The organism is Novosphingobium sp. BL-S-34 (assembly GCF_056857015.1).
Window position 1 is genome coordinate 2,277,458 of the sequence record NZ_CM166472.1, and the last position, 16,425, is coordinate 2,293,882.

A 16,425-nucleotide genomic window follows, 5' to 3' on the forward strand; every position below is an offset into this window, starting at 1 on the left:
TTCAGATGCAAGCCTAACGCGACCCTACGAAACCAACCAGCTTGAGGCAATTGCTTTCTCTCCGCCTCAAGCCGCTAAAAACAGCGGGATTCGACATGATCGACATGGCAGTGGTGGAACTATCGCGGCTGCAGTTCGCCTTGACGGCGCTGTACCATTTTCTCTTCGTGCCCCTGACATTGGGGCTTTCTTTCATTCTAGTAATTACCGAAAGTGTATATGTCATAACCGACCGTCCCATTTGGCGGGACGTCACGCGGTTCTGGGGCAAGCTGTTCGGAATCAACTTCGTGCTGGGCGTGGCCACCGGCCTCACCATGGAGTTCGAGTTCGGCACCAACTGGGCCTATTACTCGCACTACGTGGGGGACATTTTCGGCGCCCCGCTGGCGATCGAGGGCCTGATGGCCTTCTTCCTCGAAGCGACGTTCGTGGGCCTGATGTTCTTCGGCTGGGACCGGCTGTCCAAGCGCGGCCACTTGCTGACGACGATCATGGTCGCGGTCGGCTCGAACCTTTCGGCGCTGTGGATTCTCATCGCCAACGGCTGGATGCAGCACCCCACGGGCGCGGTATTCAATCCCGAGACGATGCGCATGGAAGTCTCGAACTTCAAGGACGTGATCTTCAACCCGGTGGCGCAGGCGAAGTTCGTCCACACCGTCAGCGCCGGCTACGTCTGCGCCAGCGTCTTCGTGCTGGGCGTGTCCTGCTTCTACCTGTTGCGCGGTCGCCATATCGAACTGGCCAAGCGCAGCTTCACGGTGGCCGCGGCCTTCGGCCTGGCGTCCTCGCTCTCGGTCGTCGTGCTGGGTGACGAGAGCGGTTACGCGCTTACCGACAACCAGCAAATGAAGCTGGCGGCGATGGAAGCCATGTGGGAAACCGACAAGGCGCCCGCCGGGCTGGCCCTGTTCGGCATCCCTTCCAACTCGGCGCACGAAACCGCTTACGAGATCAAGATCCCCTACGTTCTGGGCCTGATCGCGACGCGCAGCCTTTCGGGCGAAGTCACCGGCATCATCCCGCTGGTGGAACGCGCGGACCATCGCATCCGCACCGGCATCCTGGCCTATGACGCGGTGGAAAAGCTCAAGGTGAACCCGCGGGACCTGGTCGCGCGCGAGGCCTGGGAGCGCAACAAGAACGACCTCGGCTATGCCCTGCTGCTCAAGCGCTTCGTGGCCGATCCGCGCCTGGCGGACGATGCGACCATCGACAAGGCCGCCTGGAGCACCGTGCCCAACGTACCGGCGCTGTTCTTCATGTTCCGCATCATGGCGGGGCTGGGCTTCTTCCTGATCGTGTTCTTCGCCACCGCCTTCGCCTTTTCGGTCCGCCGCCGGTTCGACCGCAAGTGGTTCCTGCGCCTGGCCGTGATCGCCATGCCCGCGCCGTGGATCGCGATCGAAGTGGGTTGGGCCGTGGCCGAGTTCGGCCGCCAGCCCTGGGCGGTGGAAGGGGTTCTGCCCACGTTCCTGGGCGCATCCAGCCTGACGACCACCCAGATCTGGGCGACGATCTTCGGCTTCACCGCGCTCTACAGCGTCATGGCGGTGATCGAAGTGAAGCTCATGCTCTCGGCGATCCGCCACGGCCCCGACCGTTACGAGCCCTACGAAGGCGGGCCTGCGCTCGAACACGCAAGCCGGCAATCTTCGGCCAGCACTTTCACCGCCATCCCGGCCGAGTAAGACGGAGGCAACAATGTCCATTCCCTTCGACTACGAAACGATGCGGCTGATCTGGTGGGCGCTCATGGGCGTCCTGCTCATCGGCTTCGCCCTGACCGACGGTTTCGACCTCGGCTCGGCTGCCCTCCTGCCCTTCGTCGGTCGCACCGACGCCGAGCGCCGCATGGTCATCAACGCCATCGGCCCGACCTGGGAAGGCAACCAGGTGTGGTTCATCCTGGGCGGCGGAGCGATCTTCGCGGCCTGGCCTTTCGTCTATGCCGTGAGCTTCTCGGGCTTCTATCTCGCGATGTTCCTGGTGCTCTGCGCCTTCATCCTGCGCCCGGTCGGCTTCAAGTACCGGTCCAAGCGCCCCGATCCCGCCTGGCGCGCGCGCTGGGACTGGGCGCTCTTCGTCGGCGGTTTCGTGCCGGCGCTGGTCTTCGGCGTGGCGGTGGGCAATGTCCTCCAGGGCGTTCCCTTCCGGCTCGATAGCGACCTGCGCAGTTTCTACGAAGGTTCGCTGCTCGGCCTGTTCAGCCCCTTCGCGCTCCTGGCGGGCCTCGTCTCCGTGGCGATGCTGGTCCTGCACGGTGCGGGCTGGCTGACGCTCAAGCTGGAGGACGGCCCGGTTCGCGGCCGCGCCCAGCGCTATGGGCAAGTGGCGGCACTGGCGGCTTTCGTGCTTTATGCCCTCGGCGGCGTCTGGCTGGCGATGGGAGACATCGGCTACCGGGTGGCCGGCGTGGCCGAGGCGGGCGGTCCTTCCAACCCGCGCATGACCGAGACGGTCCATGCCGCCGGTGCCTGGCTGGCCAACTACGGCGCGCATCCCTGGATGATCCTGGCCCCATTGCTCGGCCTGGCCGGTCCGCTGGTGGCGCTCGTCGGCATTCGCGGGCGCAAGGACGCGGTGGTTTTCGCGGGATCCTCGATGGCGAACCTGGGCATCATCGCCTCGGTAGGCCTGTCGATGTTCCCCTTCATCCTGCCCAGCTCGATAGATGCCCGCTCCAGCCTGCTGGCCTGGAATGCCTCGTCCAGCCATACCACGCTTTTCATCATGCTGCTGGTGACCGCGGTGCTGCTGCCGATCGTCCTTGCCTACACCGCCTGGGCCTACAAGGTCATGTTCGGCCGGATCACCGAGCGGGAAGTGAACCTCAACCCCGATTTCTACTGAGGACAAGACAATGTGGTATTTTTCCTGGATCCTCGGCGTCAGCTTTGCCGTCGGCTTCGGCATCATCAACGGCGTCTGGCATGAATTCCACACCGACCCGGCCGATGAGCACACCGTGCTTGACTGACTTCAGGGCGGGCACATGAAAAAGGGCAGGGGGCCGATGGCCTCCTGCCCTTTTCGTTGTTTCAGGCTGCGTCTCAGGCCGGTTTGATACCCATGCAGAGGTACTTCACCTCCATGTAGTCATCGAGGCCGTAGTGCGAGCCTTCGCGGCCCAGGCCGGACTGCTTCACACCGCCGAACGGCGCCACTTCGGTGGAGATCAGCCCGGTGTTGATGCCCACCATGCCGGCCTCGAGCGCCTCGGCGACGCGCCAGACGCGGCTGATGTCCGATGCGTAGAAATAGCTGGCGAGGCCGAACTCGGTGTCGTTGGCCATGCGGATCGCCTCGGCCTCGTCGGTGAAGCGGATCACCCCGGCCAGCGGCCCGAAAGTCTCCTCCTTCGCCAGTTTCATGCCGGGCTTCACCCCGGCGACGACGGTGGGGTTGAAGAACGAACCGCCGCGTTCGTTGCGCTGGCCGCCGGCGAGGACTTTCGCGCCGCCGTCCACCGCATCCTTGAGGTGTTCCTCGACCTTCTCGACCGCCTTCTCGTCTATCAGCGGGCCGACTTCGGTGCCGGCATCCATGCCGTAGCCGACCTTCATTGCCGAAACGCGCTTGGCCAGCTTCTCGACGAATTCGTCATAGACGCCGTCCTGCACGTAGAACCTGTTGGTGCAGACGCAGGTCTGCCCGCCGTTGCGGAACTTGGAGATCATCGCGCCGTCGATCGCGGCATCGACATCGGCATCGTCGAACACCAGGAACGGCGCATTGCCGCCCAGTTCCATCGAGGTCTTCTTGATCGTCTCTGCACATTCGCGCAGCAGGTCGCGGCCGATCTCGGTGGAGCCGGTGAACGTCAGCTTGGCGACCTTGGGGCTGGCGGTCAGCGTGCCGCCGATCTGCCCGGCGCTGCCGGTGACGACATTGACCACGCCCGCCGGAATGCCCGCCATCTCGCAAAGCTGCGCGATGGCCAGCGCCGAGAACGGGGTGGCCGAGGCCGGCTTGATGACCACGGTGCAGCCCGCCGCCAGCGCCGGGCCGAGCTTGCGGGTAATCATCGCATTGGGGAAGTTCCAGGGCGTGATCGCCGCGACCACGCCCACGCCCTGCTTGATGCAGACGATGCGGCGATCCGGCGCATGGCCGGGGATCACGTCGCCATAGGCGCGCTTGCCCTCTTCGGCGAACCATTCGATGAAACTGGCGCCATAGGCGATCTCGCCGCGCCCTTCGGCCAGCGGCTTGCCCTGTTCGCGGGTGAGCAGTTCGCCCAGGTCGTCCTGGTGCTGAAGCATCAGTTCGAACAGCTTGCGCATCAGCTTCGCGCGCTCGCCCGCCGTCTTGGCGCGCCAGGCGGGAAGGGCTTTTTCGGCGGCATCGATGGCGCGCGAAGTCTCGTCGGCGCCCATCTTCGGCACGGTGCCCAGGGTTTCGCCGGTGCCTGGGTCGGTCACGTCCAGCGTGGCGCCGCTGTCGGCGTCGCACCATTTGCCATCGATGTAACACTGCTGCCGGAGGAAGTCGGTGAAAGCCATTTCGTGCTGATCCTCGCTCGTTGCGGCCATGCCGTGCGCATCGCCTCGCTTTGCGGGCATGAAATAGGGTCAGCCCGAAGGAGAGGCAACTGTGACAGGTGATCGGAGAGCGGGCACCGCGCCTGCGATTGACGGGAGCAGATTGCTTCGATAGTCTCATTTGCGAACATAAGTTCACAATAACGAATTAATCGGGAGAGAGTCGCTGGATCAGGCTGGCTATGTCGATGGCGCTTTCGTGGCCGGGGCGGGCGCTTCGTTCACGGTGCTCGATCCCTCGGACGAGAGCGTGGTGGCGCAGCTTTCCGGGCTGTCGGGCGCGCAAGTGGAGGCGGCGATAGCGGCGGCGCGCCGGTCTTTCGACACCGGTATGTGGCCCGGCCTTTCCATGCGCGAGCGCGGCGCGGCGATGTTGCGCTTCGCCGATGCCATGGCCGCCCGCGCGGACCGGCTGAAGGACCTTGCCGTGCGCGAAGCGGGCTGTCCGGTGTCCTCCACGGTCATGGGCGCGCAAGTCGCCTCGCCGCTGCGGATGGCGCGGGAGATCGTCGAGATGTTCCTGCGTCTGCCCGAAATCGAGGATAATGCGCTCCCGCTGCACGAACGGGTCAACGCGCACTTCGCGGTGCAGAGCGTCAAGCGCTGGTCGCCGATCGGCGTGGTGACGGCGATCTCGGCCTACAACGTGCCGTTCTACACTGCGCTCTGGAAAGTCGTCCCCGCGCTGATGGCGGGCAATACGGTGATCCTGCGGCCCAACCCGCTGACGCCGCTGTCTTCGCTGGTCTTCGCCGAAGCGGCCGAGGAAGCAGGGCTGCCCAAGGGCGTGTTCAACCTCGTGATCGAGGCGGGTGTCGAGGGCGCGCAGGCGCTGACCAGCGACCGCCGTGTGGACATGGTGAGCTTCACCGGCTCCTCCACCGTGGGCGTGGAAGTCGCGAAGCAGGCAGCGCCAACACTCAAGCGGCTGGTGCTCGAACTCGGCGGCAAGTCGGCGCAGATCTACCTGCCCGATTCGGTGGAGCGCGCGGCCATGGCGGCGCTGTCGGTCTGCACCTCGCACGCGGGGCAGGGCTGCGTGCTCGGCACCCGCGTCTTCGTGCCGCAGGAAAGCAAGGCCGAGGTGCTGGAGGCGATGGCGAAGCTGCTGGCCGGCGTGAAGATCGGCCCCGCGCACGATCTGGCGACGCAGCTTGGCCCCGTGGTCAGCGCCGCCCAGCGCGCCCGCTGCGAGCATTTCGTCGCCGCCGCCGTCGCCGGGGGAGGCCGCGTGGTCTGCGGCGGCAAGCGGCCCGAGGGGCTGGAGAAGGGCTATTTCTTCGAACCCACCGTGCTCGACCTGCCCGACAACGCCAATCCCGCCGCGCAGGAGGAGATCTTCGGTCCGGTCGTTTCGGTGATCGGCTACCGCGATCTCGATCACGCGGTGGACATGGCCAATGACAGCCGCTTCGGCCTCTCCGGCTGGGTCCACGGGAAGGACAAGGTCAAAACGCTGGAAGTGGGCCTGAAGATCCGCAGCGGTGCGGTGAACGTCAACGGCGCGCTCGCCTCCAGCCATGCCAGCGGCGGCGGCATCAAGATGAGCGGCCTCGGCCGCGAGCGCGGCGTCGAAGGCCTGCGCGAATTCCAGATCATGACCACGCTCAATATCGGCGGGTAGGGGGAGGACCGGGATGAAAGGACTGCTCGAAGGCAAAGTCGCATTGATAACCGGGGCAGGATCGGGCGTTGGCCGCGCGGCCTGCCTGCTCTTTGCCGAACACGGCGCGAAAGTGATCGCGGCGGACGTGAATGCAGACAATGCGGCGGAAACGGCGGAGATGGTCCGCGCCCAGAACGGTGAGGCCATCGCCGCCGCGTGCGACGTTGCCGATCCCGCCTCCGTCGATGCTGCCGTGGCGGCGGGCGTCGAAGCCTACGGCCGGCTCGACTGCATCTACAACAACGCCGGCGTGACCATCAGCCCGATCCCCGGCAAGGGCTTGCGCACCCTCACCGAATGCGATGGGGAGGACATGCGCCGCGTGGCCGAAGTCAACGTGATGGGTGTGGTCCACGGCTGCCAATCCGCGATCCGCCAGTTCGAAAAGCAGGGCGGCGGCGGCGTCATCGTCTCCACCGCTTCGGTCGCCGGGCTGATCGGTTATGGCGGCGTGTTCTACGGTGCCACCAAGGGCGCGGTAGTCCAGCTTACCCGCGCGCTCGCCATCGAGGTGGCGGACAAGGGCATCCGCGTGAACGCAGTCTGCCCGGCGGGGATGCTCACCCACTATGCCGGGATGGACCCCGACAGCGAACACCGGGGCCGCATCCTCGAAGGCATGGGCCGCGTCCACCCGCTCGGCCGGGCGATCGACCCGCGCGACACCGCTTCGGCGGCGCTGTTCCTCTGTTCCGATCTCGCAAGCAACGTGACCGGCGTGAACCTTCCCGTTGACGGGGGGCTTTCGGCCGGACGCAAGGTAGGAGGCTGACCATGGCGACCTGTCCCTATTCCGGAAGCGATTCGCGCTCGAACGCGCTGGCATCGCTGCTCTCGGAAAATCCGCGCTATGCCGAGATGTTCGATGTCGACAAAGTGGACGCCAATTCCGGCGTCGATCCCAGCCGCGACTATACGGAGGATATGAACCGCCTGCGGGCGGCGGGCGCGGTGCACAAGGGCACCCTGCGCGAACTGCTCGGCGTGCCGGAAATGGTGACGATGCTCGGCGCGCCGCGAGAGAACATGACGTTCTTCTCCTATCGCGCCTGCGAGATCGGCTTTCGCGAGAACCAGCTCTATTCATCGGAAGGATATAACGAGAGCGCGGGCGTGCGGACGCTGGGCACCACGATCCTGTCGATGGTCGGCAAGCCGCACAAGCGCCTGCGCTCCGCCGCGCAGCCGCTGTTCAAGCGGCCCAAGGTGCTGGACTGGTGGAACAAGCGCTGGATCGAGGAGACGGTGGACGTCCTGCTCGATCAGCTGCTCGACCGTGAGACCGCCGATCTCAATACCGAACTTTGCGCCCGCCTGCCGATGGCCACCGTCACCCGCGCCATCGGGCTGGAGGGCGAGGACGTGATCGAGTTCCGCTACCAGCTCAACCGCGCAACCTTCGGCGCCCGATACTTGAGACCGGAGGAAGCCGCCGAGGCGCGCGCCTGGGTGGACGGCACGCTGCGCCGCTTGATCGCGGAGAACCAGCGCGAGCCGGGCGACAACCTGATCGCCGGGTTGATCGGCTGCGAGATCACGCACGAGGACGGCACCAAGCGACCGCTCACCGAGGATGAGCTGTTCGGCTACTGCAAGCTTGCGATCTTCGCGGGCGGCGGCACCACCTGGCGGCAGCTGGGCATCACCATCGACGCGCTGATGAACCACCGCCACTTCTGGGAAGCCTGTCGCGCCGACCGCAGCGTGATCGACCTCGCCGTGGAAGAGGGTCTGCGCTGGCGCGCGACCGATCCGGTGTTCATGCGGCTGTGCATGGAGGATACCGAGATGGAGGGCGTGAAAGTCCCTGCCGGAACCCGCATCCACTTGTGCCTCGGCGCCGCGAACCACGATCCCGACGTGTTCGACAAGCCGGAGGAATACGACATCTTCCGCCGCAAGGAGCATCACATGGGCTTCGGCTTCGGCCCGCACCGATGCCTCGGCATGGATGTCGCCCGGCAGGAGATGGTGGTGGCGATCAACGGCCTGCTCGATCGCTTCCCGAACATGACGCTCGATCCGGGCAAGCCGAAGCCGGAATACCGGGGGCTGGACCATCGCGGCATGTCGGCGGTGACGGTGGAACTGCGGTGAGCGGCACGATGAAGCAGGTCGTGCTGGCCAGCTACGCCAGCGGCAATCCGAAGCCCTCGGACTTCCGCGTGGAAGATGCGCCGATCCCGCAGCCGGGCGAGGGCGAGGTGCTGCTGCGAACGCTCTGGCTCGGGCTGGACCCGCTGATCCGCTTCGCCATCGACGAGAAGCGGCTTTCCGGCGTTACCCAGGTTCATCCGGGCGAGGTGATGTACGGGCCGACCGTCAGCGCGGTCGTCGCCTCCAACCATCCCGGCTACGCGGTGGGCGACCTGGTGGAGGACCGCACCGGCTGGCGCGAATATGCCGTTGTCGCGCCGGACAAGGCCGACTGGCGCGGGCCGCCGAGAAAGCTCGACCCCGCGCTGGCACCGGTTTCCACTGCGCTGGGCGCGTTGGGCATGCCGGGGCAGACCGCCCATGCCTGCGTGATCGGCATCGGCCGCGTGACGGCGGGCGAGACGGTGGTGATCTCGGCCGCAGCAGGTGCGGTGGGCAGCCTTGCCGGGCAGATCGCCCGGATTCGCGGTGCGCGAGTCGTCGGCATCGCCGGCGGGCCGGACAAGTGCCGGGGCCTGCTCGGTCTCGGCTTCGACGCAGCAGCCGACTACAAGGCGCCGGATTTCGCCGAACAGCTCGCCAAGGCGCTGCCCGAAGGCGCGGACGTCTTCATCGACAATGTCGGCGGTGACGTGATGCTGGCCGTGCTGCACCACCTGAAACGCGGCGCGCGCATGCCGGTCTGCGGTTTCATCGCCTATTACGGCATGGGCATGGAAGGGCCGGGCCCCGACAAGCTTCCCGGTTTTTTTCGCACGATCATGTCCAAGGGGCTGGAAATCAAGGGCTTCGGGGGCTTCCTTGTCGGCGGTCAGCAGGCGCTCGACGACATCGCCGGCTGGATCGCCGAGGGCCGGATCCGCTGCCCCGAATCGGTGGTCGAGGGGTTGGAAGCTGCACCCGAAGCCTTCGCCGGGGTGTTTTCTGGCAACAGCCATCTAGGCAAGTTGCTGGTGAAGGTGTCAGGCTGACTCGCGATAACGATAAAATCGCAGGATGCCGCCATGACCATGCATATCCCTTCCGCGTCCTACCCGCCGCCGCCGCGCAAAACGGCAAACCCGGCGCCGCCGCGCCCGGCGAATTCGCTGCGCCGCACGTCTAGTATCGACGTGGCCTGGCCCGAGGGTGTCGATGGCGAGCGCCTCTTCGTTGGCCGCGCGCGCGATTTCCTCACCGGCGCGGACGGACAGGGCCGCACGCTTGCCGAGGGCGAATTCACCCTGCGGATGAGCGAGGACAAGACGATCACACGGATCGCCGCCGATCCCGCTCCCGCGGAAATCGGCCGGCTTGTCGGCGCGCGCGCGGGCGGCCACTTGCGCATGCTGCTGCGCGAGGTCGTGCCCGAACTGATCGCGCGCGCGGACCCGCTCTATCTCGTGCTCGACGACTTGTCCGGCACCGCGCTGGTCTCCGCCTTCGCGTGGGGGCAGTGGTTTCCAGAGCGCATGGAGGTGCTGCGCAAGCGGCTGAGCGGCGGGAACGAGGACGGCTCGGTGCTGGCCCAGCGTGCCAATGTCTGCTGGGGCCTGCAGGACGGCAACAGCGGCGTTACCGGCGGCGCCGCGCTGGAGAACGTCGCCGATGCCGATGCGGGTCACTTGCGCAATCCGGCGGACCCGGCGGGCTGGCACGCGTTCCTCGATCACGATGGCCCGGGCTTCCGCCGTGCTCGCCGGATCGACGTGACGCACGGCGCCGATCGCGGGACCATCCACATCGATTCCGCGTTCCAGGACAGCGCCAGGCTGCGCGAGGGCGGACGTGTCGCCATTCACGAATATAGCCTGGGCGCGACGGTGGACGCTGGCACGCTCGAAGTGATCGCCCTCGAACCGAAGGCGCACATCCTGCCGTTTCGCGAGTGTCCGGGGGCCGTGCACAACGTGGCGCGGCTGGTTGGTCGCAATCTGGGCGAGGTGCGGGAAGACGTGCTGGAGATGCTGCGCGGGCCGGAAGGCTGCACCCATCTCAACGATGCGCTGCGCGCGCTGGCCGATGTGCCGCGGCTGGTCGAGCAATTGCGCCAGCCGGCGTGAGCAGGACAAGGTGACCGGGCGCGGCGGCCGGTTCGCACGCAGACCGCCCCGGCGGTATCTCCCGCGGCGGATTTGCGGCGGGCAACCGATTGGCGCACCACCCGGGCAGGTTTGCCGCAGGGGAGTGAGGCCGTGAACAATATCCGCATCAATGTCTCGTTCGACATGCGCTCGCCGGATTGGGCGACGCCCACCCCGCAGCTCTACCGGGCCGCGATCGAGATGGCGGCTTTCGTGGACCGTATCGGCGCCGACCAGATCGGGCTGATGCAGCACCACGGGTCGGACGACGGTTATCTGCCGCAGCCTTTCACCCTGGCCGGGGGAATGGCCGCGGTCACCAGCCGGATCCGGTTCATGCTGGGCGCGGTGGTGCTGCCGCTGCACGATCCGGTGGAACTGGCCGAGCAGATCGCCATCGTGGACCAGATGTCCAACGGGCGGCTCAACGTCATTTTCGGCGCCGGCTACGTCCCGTTCGAATTCGCCATGTTCCGCAAATCGCTCAAGGACCGTGCGCGGCTGATGGACGAGGGGCTGGAGATCATCCTGCGCGCGCTGAAGGGCGAAAAGTTCGAGTTCGACGGCCGCCCGATCTTCGTTCGCCCGCTGCCGGTGCAGGCACCCGAGGACATCGTCATGGTCGGCGGGGGCGTACCTGCCTCGGCGCGGCGCGCGGCCAAATTCGGCGTGGGCTTCGGGCCGATGAAGCCGGAGCTGATCGATCTCTACCTGTCCGAATGCGAGCGGCTCGGCCATGCGCCCCGGACCTATTTCCGCCCGGTTCCGGGGATGCCGCTGGCCGTGCATCTATGCGAAGACCCGGAGGCGGGCTGGGAAGCCATTGCGCCTCACGCCGTCCACGTCATCACCGAATATGCCAAGTGGGCCGAGCAGGAGGGCGATGGTTCGAACTCGCCTTTCAAGGGCCTGACCGATCCTGCCGCGCTGCGCCATGCCGGCATGTTCGCGGCCTGGACGCCGGACCAGCTGGTGGAAAGAGTGCGGGCCCTGGGGCCGGGCGGGCAAGTCGGCTTCCAGCCTCTGCTCGGCGGATTGTCGCCGGAAGAGGGCTGGAAGAGCCTCAGGTTGCTGGAGCGGACGATGCCGCGCCTGAAGGAAGCGGTGGCGGCCTGAGCCGCCTCTGCAAAATTCGTCTACCGCGAGTTTTCAGCGGGCTTTCAGGCGTCCTTCTTTTTCAACAGCACCGAACGCAGGCAGGACAGCGCCACTTCGCCGCGCTGGTTGGTCAGCTCGTGCTTGAACACGACGATGCCCTGCGTGGGCCGCGACTTGCTTTCGCGCATCTCCATGACTTCGCTCGTGCAGGTCAGCGTATCGCCGATGAAGGTCGGCTTGGGCGTCACCACTTTGTCGAAGCCGAGATTGGCGACGAGCGTGCCCACGGTGGTATCCGCGATCGACAGACCTACCGCCAGGCTGAAGGTGAAAGTCGAATTGACGAGAATCTGGCCGAATTCGCTCTTCTTTGCGAATTCCGCATCGAGGTGCAGCGGCTGCATATTGTGGGTCATCGCCGAGAACATCAGATTGTCGGTCTCGGTGACCGTACGGCTCGGCTGGTGAGTGATCCGGTCACCCACGGTCCATTCGTCGAAAAAGCGCCCCGGCACGATCCTCTCTCCTTTTCATGATGTCCGGCCGGACCGCAGCAGCGCTCCGGCCGGAAATAGTGTTCAGCGTCCGACCACCCGGATTTGCGGAGCGCGTGTACCGCGCGGGATCGGCTGGTAGGCCAGGTCCACGCGGTCGATCCGGCGCGGCGGATTGGTCAGGTTGATGGCCCGGCTGCAGCCGCCGGTGTTGATGCGGGTATTCACGCGCACGCTCTGCTGGCGGCCGTTGTCGAAACGGAAGGTGTAGTTCGACAGGCGGATCGGGGCATTGCGCGTGCAGAGCTGGATCTGCCGATAGCGATTGCTGCCGGGAATGCGGATCGTGGTGCGGCTGCTGCCGGTGGCCACGGTCTGCGAGGCCAGTACCCGCCAGTTCGAGGGCGGCGCGGCATCGGCAGGGGCGAGGGAAACGGCAAAGGTGCCAACAAGAGCGGCTGCGAAACAGGCGAATGAGCAGGCAGGAAGATACGAAAATTTCACGGGAAGTCTCCTCGTATCGAGTCCGCGCGAAGGCGCGGATGCAAGAGGGCTAGGCCGATCCGGATGAACTGAAAATGCGGATTCTTCAGCCCAGCCCGTAACCTGCCTCAAGCCTCCGTCGGTTCGACCCGCGCGAGAAGCGCATCCACCTGGATCTGTGCGCCCGTTACGGCGTTCAGCTCCGCCACCACGCCATCGAACGGCGCGGTGAGCGTGTGCTCCATCTTCATCGCTTCCAGGGTCAGCAGCTTCTGTCCCTTGGTGACGGCCTGCCCTTCGGCAACGGCTACCGCGATCACCTTGCCCGGCATCGGCGCCAGGATCGCGCCGGAGCCATCGGCCCCGCCATGCACGCCGTCGCGCCGCCAGGGGGTAAGCAGCCAGGCCTGCCCCTGTTCGGTCACCAGAACGGCGTCGTCCGGCTCCTCGCTGCCTTCTCCGGTCAGCGCGATCTCGACTTTCTCGCCGTCGAGCGAGAACCATGCCGACTGCGCAGGCGCGGCATTGAGGCGGAAGCCGGGAAGTGCCCGCACCGGAACCAGCGAATTGGCGGCCGCCTCCAGCACTTCGTCCGAAGGCCGGGGCGCCTCTGCCATGGCCTCGCCGTCGCGGCCGATCAGGCCGGTGTCGACCTTGCCCGCGGCGAAGTCGGGATGTTGCAGCGCTTTCACGAGGAAGGAGGCATTGGTGCGCACCGGCCAGACGGCGCTGTCTTCCAGCATTTCGCCCAGTCGCTCGCGCGCTTCCTCGCGGTCCTCGCCCCAGGCGATGACCTTGGCGATCATCGGGTCGTAGAACGGGGAGACTTCGGCGCCCTGATAGACGCCGGTGTCGATACGGCCCCCTTCAGCCTCGCCGAATTCCAGCAGTTCCAGCTTGCCGATGCTGGGAAGGAAGCCCTTCGCTGGGTCTTCGGCATAGAGGCGCGCTTCCATCGCCCAGCCATCGATGGTGAGGTCTTCCTGCGACATCGGCAGCGCTTCGCCGCTGGCAACGCGAAGCTGCCATTCGACCAGATCGACGCCGGTGATTTCCTCGGTCACCGGATGCTCGACCTGCAGGCGCGTGTTCATTTCCATGAACCAGATGCGATCGGCGGAAAGCTTGCCCGAACCGTCGGCAATGAACTCGATGGTGCCGGCGCCGACATAGTCGACCGCCCTGGCCGCACGCACCGCCGCCGCGCAGAGCGCCTCGCGCGTTGCCGAATCCATGCCCGGCGCGGGGGCTTCCTCGATCACCTTCTGGTGACGGCGCTGAAGCGAGCAATCGCGCTCGAACAAGTGGACGACGTTGCCTTGGCTGTCACCGAAGACCTGCACTTCGATGTGGCGCGGGCTGGCGATGTACTTCTCGATCAGCACATGGTCGTTGCCGAACGAGGACGCCGCCTCGCGCTTGCACGATGCCAGGGCGTCGACGAAATCCGCTGGCGCCTCGACCAGCCGCATGCCCTTGCCGCCGCCGCCGGCAACAGCCTTGATGAGCACCGGATAGCCGATCTTGGCGGCCTCTTCGGCCAGGAAAGCCGGCTCCTGGTTGGCGCCCATGTAGCCGGGCGTAACTGGCACTCCGGCCGCGGCCATCAGCGTCTTGGCCGCATCCTTGAGGCCCATCGCGGTGATCGAGGACGGGTTCGGGCCGACCCAGATCAGCCCCGCGTCCTTCACTGCCTGTGCGAACGCGGCGTTCTCCGAGAGGAAGCCGTAGCCTGGATGGATCGCCTCGGCCCCGGTCTGCTTCGCGGCGGCGATGATCTTTTCGCCAACAAGGTAGGATTCGCGCACGGCCGAGGGGCCGATATGCACGGCCTCGTCCGCCTCGCGCACATGCAGTGCATCGGCATCGGCGTCGGAATAGACCGCGACGGTACGGATGCCGAGTTCCCGCGCCGTGCGGATGACGCGGCAGGCAATCTCGCCGCGATTGGCGATCAGCAGCGACTGGATCATGGGTGACGCTCCGGGAAACCGTGACGGGAGTGCAGCGCCGCAAGGACGCCCTCGATATCGTTGGCGAAGCCGCCCTCGGCAAAGGCCAGCGCGGGAAGATTCTGATTTTCCTCACCCAGCGCCGCGACCACCGCCGCACGGGGACGCGGCCAGGCGACGCGGACGACCTCGATATTGCCCGCGCGATCGGGGAACAGCGCCAGCAGGCCCTCCACCGTCACGCAGTCCTTGCAGTAGAAGCGCCGCTCGCCGCCGAACGCCGGATCGGCATAGTCGGTGTCGAGGACGAAGAGAGTATCCTTGGCCATCGCCATCACATCCTGAACACGCCGAACTGCGGCTTTTCGGGGATCGGCGCCTCAAGGCAGGCGGCCAGCGCCAGCCCCAGCACATCGCGGGTCTGCGCCGGATCGATCACGCCATCATCCCACAGGCGCGCGGTCGCGTAGTAGGGATTGCCCTCATCCTCGTACTTCTGGCGGATCGGGGCCTTGAACGCCTCGGCCTCCTCGGGCGACCACTTGGCCGCGTCGCGGTGGACGGTGGCCAGCACCGAAGCAGCCTGCTCGCCGCCCATCACCGAGATGCGGGCATTGGGCCAGGTGAACAGGAAGCGCGGATCGTAAGCGCGCCCGCACATGCCGTAGTTGCCCGCACCGAACGAGCCACCGATCAGCACCGTGATCCTCGGCACCGTGGCGGTGGCGACGGCGGTGACGAGCTTGGCGCCGTGCTTGGCGATGCCCTCCGCCTCGTACTTGCCGCCGACCATGAAGCCGGAAATGTTCTGGAGGAACAGCAGCGGAATGCGGCGCTGGCAGGCCAGTTCGATGAAGTGCGCGCCCTTCTGCGCGGATTCGGAGAACAGCACGCCGTTGTTGGCGAGGATGGCCACCGGCTGGCCATGGATATGCGCGAAACCGCAGACCAGCGTGCTGCCATAGAGCGCCTTGAACTCGTGGAATTCGCTGCCGTCGACGATGCGGGCGATCACTTCGTGCACGTCATAGGGCGCGCGCACGTCTTCCGGCACGATCGCGTAGAGTTCCTCGGGATCGTACTTGGGCGGGCGCGGGGTCCGCAGCGGCTGGTCGTGGTGATGCAGCGGGCCGAGGTGGCTGACGATATCGCGCACGATGGTCAGCGCATGTTCGTCGCTGTCGGCCAAATGATCGGTCACACCCGACTTGCGGCTGTGCAGATCGCCGCCGCCAAGGTCCTCGGCCGAGATCACCTCGCCTGTCGCCGCCTGCACCAGCGGCGGACCGGCCAGGAAGATCGTGCCCTGTTCCTTCACGATCACCGATTCGTCGCTCATCGCCGGCACATAGGCGCCGCCCGCTGTGCAGCTTCCCATCACGCAGGCGACTTGCGGAATGCCCTTTGCGGACATCTGCGCCTGGTTGAAGAAAATGCGGCCGAAGTGATCCCGGTCCGGGAAGACTTCCGCCTGGTGCGGCAGGTTGGCGCCGCCGCTGTCGACCAGATAGATGCACGGCAGGTTGTTCTCCTGGGCGATCTCCTGCGCGCGAACGTGCTTCTTCACGGTGATCGGGTAATAGGTGCCGCCTTTCACGGTGGCATCGTTGCACACGATCATGCACTGGCGGCCGGAAACGGTGCCGATGGCGGTAATCAGCCCCGCGCCGGGAATGTCGTCCTCGTAGAGACCCTCGGCCGCGAGCTGGCCCAGCTCGAGCAGCGGAGAGCCGGGGTCGAGCAAGCGCTCCACCCGTTCGCGCGGCAGCAGCTTGCCGCGCGCGACATGGCGTTCCCGCGATTTTGCGTTTCCGCCCAGCGCTGCCGCGGCGACCTTCGCTCGCAATTCGGCAACCAGCGCGCGGTTGTGGGAATCGCGCGCCTGCGCCTCGGGACTGTCGAGATTCAGGCTCGTCTGGAGCACCGGTGCGCTCATGCTTGTTTCTCCGGTCCGGCCATTTCAGC

At 66.2% G+C, this 16,425-nt stretch carries 15 protein-coding genes; 9 read left to right on the plus strand and 6 right to left on the minus strand.

Translation table 11 applies throughout. The features are described 5' to 3' along the window. Nucleotides 1-98: 98 nt before the first annotated feature. The 3 genes from AC1VV3_RS10830 to cydX are packed head-to-tail and all read left to right on the plus strand — an operon-like array spanning nucleotide 99 to nucleotide 2,983. Nucleotides 99-1,694 (plus strand): cytochrome ubiquinol oxidase subunit I, encoded by a 1,596-nt coding sequence (locus AC1VV3_RS10830; protein WP_208324835.1) that lies wholly within the window; start codon nucleotides 99-101, stop codon nucleotides 1,692-1,694. A 13-nt stretch (nucleotides 1,695-1,707) separates the two neighbouring features. Further along, complete coding sequence (gene cydB, locus AC1VV3_RS10835) at nucleotides 1,708-2,856, plus strand: cytochrome d ubiquinol oxidase subunit II (RefSeq protein WP_465127814.1); 1,149 nt, start codon at nucleotides 1,708-1,710, stop codon at nucleotides 2,854-2,856. Between the two features lie 10 nt (nucleotides 2,857-2,866). Further along, nucleotides 2,867-2,983, plus strand: a complete 117-nt coding sequence (gene cydX / locus AC1VV3_RS10840; RefSeq protein ID WP_313435557.1) for a cytochrome bd-I oxidase subunit CydX — start codon at nucleotides 2,867-2,869, stop codon at nucleotides 2,981-2,983. Nucleotides 2,984-3,056: 73 nt separating this feature from the next. Here cydX and AC1VV3_RS10845 read toward each other — a convergent pair whose 3' ends face one another. After that, nucleotides 3,057-4,508, minus strand: a complete 1,452-nt coding sequence (locus AC1VV3_RS10845) for an NAD-dependent succinate-semialdehyde dehydrogenase (RefSeq protein ID WP_465128280.1) — start codon at nucleotides 4,506-4,508, stop codon at nucleotides 3,057-3,059. A gap of 238 nt (nucleotides 4,509-4,746) precedes the next feature. Here AC1VV3_RS10845 and AC1VV3_RS10850 point away from each other — a divergent pair, with 238 nt between their 5' ends. The 6 genes from AC1VV3_RS10850 to AC1VV3_RS10875 all read left to right on the plus strand — a co-directional run bounded on the left by AC1VV3_RS10850 (nucleotide 4,747) and on the right by AC1VV3_RS10875 (nucleotide 11,549). Beyond that, on the plus strand, nucleotides 4,747-6,171 hold the full coding sequence (locus AC1VV3_RS10850) for an aldehyde dehydrogenase family protein (protein WP_482961742.1): 1,425 nt from the start codon (nucleotides 4,747-4,749) through the stop codon (nucleotides 6,169-6,171). A gap of 13 nt (nucleotides 6,172-6,184) precedes the next feature. After that, nucleotides 6,185-6,985 carry an SDR family NAD(P)-dependent oxidoreductase gene (locus tag AC1VV3_RS10855; RefSeq protein WP_465127816.1) on the plus strand — a complete coding sequence of 267 codons (801 nt, stop codon included), beginning with the start codon at nucleotides 6,185-6,187 and terminating at the stop codon, nucleotides 6,983-6,985. A 2-nt stretch (nucleotides 6,986-6,987) separates the two neighbouring features. Next, nucleotides 6,988-8,310: a cytochrome P450 gene (locus AC1VV3_RS10860; protein ID WP_465127817.1), complete on the plus strand. Its 1,323-nt coding sequence runs from the start codon at nucleotides 6,988-6,990 to the stop codon at nucleotides 8,308-8,310. Continuing rightward, entirely contained in the window at nucleotides 8,307-9,341 is a 1,035-nt protein-coding gene (locus AC1VV3_RS10865; protein WP_482961743.1) for an NADP-dependent oxidoreductase, read from the plus strand. Before AC1VV3_RS10860 ends, AC1VV3_RS10865 begins: the two co-directional genes overlap by 4 nt. Before the next feature lie 33 nt (nucleotides 9,342-9,374). Further along, a complete protein-coding gene (locus AC1VV3_RS10870; protein ID WP_465127819.1) occupies nucleotides 9,375-10,412 on the plus strand; it encodes a DUF2889 domain-containing protein in 1,038 nt (345 codons plus the stop codon). A gap of 132 nt (nucleotides 10,413-10,544) precedes the next feature. After that, the gene (locus AC1VV3_RS10875; RefSeq protein ID WP_482961744.1) at nucleotides 10,545-11,549 is read left to right on the plus strand and encodes an LLM class flavin-dependent oxidoreductase; all 1,005 of its coding nucleotides are present in this window, start codon (nucleotides 10,545-10,547) and stop codon (nucleotides 11,547-11,549) included. A gap of 44 nt (nucleotides 11,550-11,593) precedes the next feature. Here the strand turns inward: AC1VV3_RS10875 and AC1VV3_RS10880 are convergent, their stop codons facing one another. The 5 genes from AC1VV3_RS10880 to AC1VV3_RS10900 all read right to left on the minus strand — a co-directional run bounded on the left by AC1VV3_RS10880 (nucleotide 11,594) and on the right by AC1VV3_RS10900 (nucleotide 16,396). Then, entirely contained in the window at nucleotides 11,594-12,046 is a 453-nt protein-coding gene (locus tag AC1VV3_RS10880) for a MaoC family dehydratase (protein WP_132267969.1), read from the minus strand. Between the two features lie 63 nt (nucleotides 12,047-12,109). After that, entirely contained in the window at nucleotides 12,110-12,529 is a 420-nt protein-coding gene (locus tag AC1VV3_RS10885; protein ID WP_134093785.1) for a hypothetical protein, read from the minus strand. A gap of 107 nt (nucleotides 12,530-12,636) precedes the next feature. Continuing rightward, nucleotides 12,637-14,481, minus strand: a complete 1,845-nt coding sequence (locus AC1VV3_RS10890; protein ID WP_482961745.1) for an acetyl/propionyl/methylcrotonyl-CoA carboxylase subunit alpha — start codon at nucleotides 14,479-14,481, stop codon at nucleotides 12,637-12,639. Continuing rightward, entirely contained in the window at nucleotides 14,478-14,789 is a 312-nt protein-coding gene (locus AC1VV3_RS10895) for a DUF3088 family protein (RefSeq protein ID WP_465127822.1), read from the minus strand. The genes AC1VV3_RS10890 and AC1VV3_RS10895 overlap by 4 nt, the downstream gene beginning before the upstream one ends. A 5-nt stretch (nucleotides 14,790-14,794) precedes the next feature. Continuing rightward, nucleotides 14,795-16,396 carry a carboxyl transferase domain-containing protein gene (locus AC1VV3_RS10900; protein ID WP_482961746.1) on the minus strand — a complete coding sequence of 534 codons (1,602 nt, stop codon included), beginning with the start codon at nucleotides 16,394-16,396 and terminating at the stop codon, nucleotides 14,795-14,797. Between the last annotated feature and the right edge of the window lie 29 nt (nucleotides 16,397-16,425).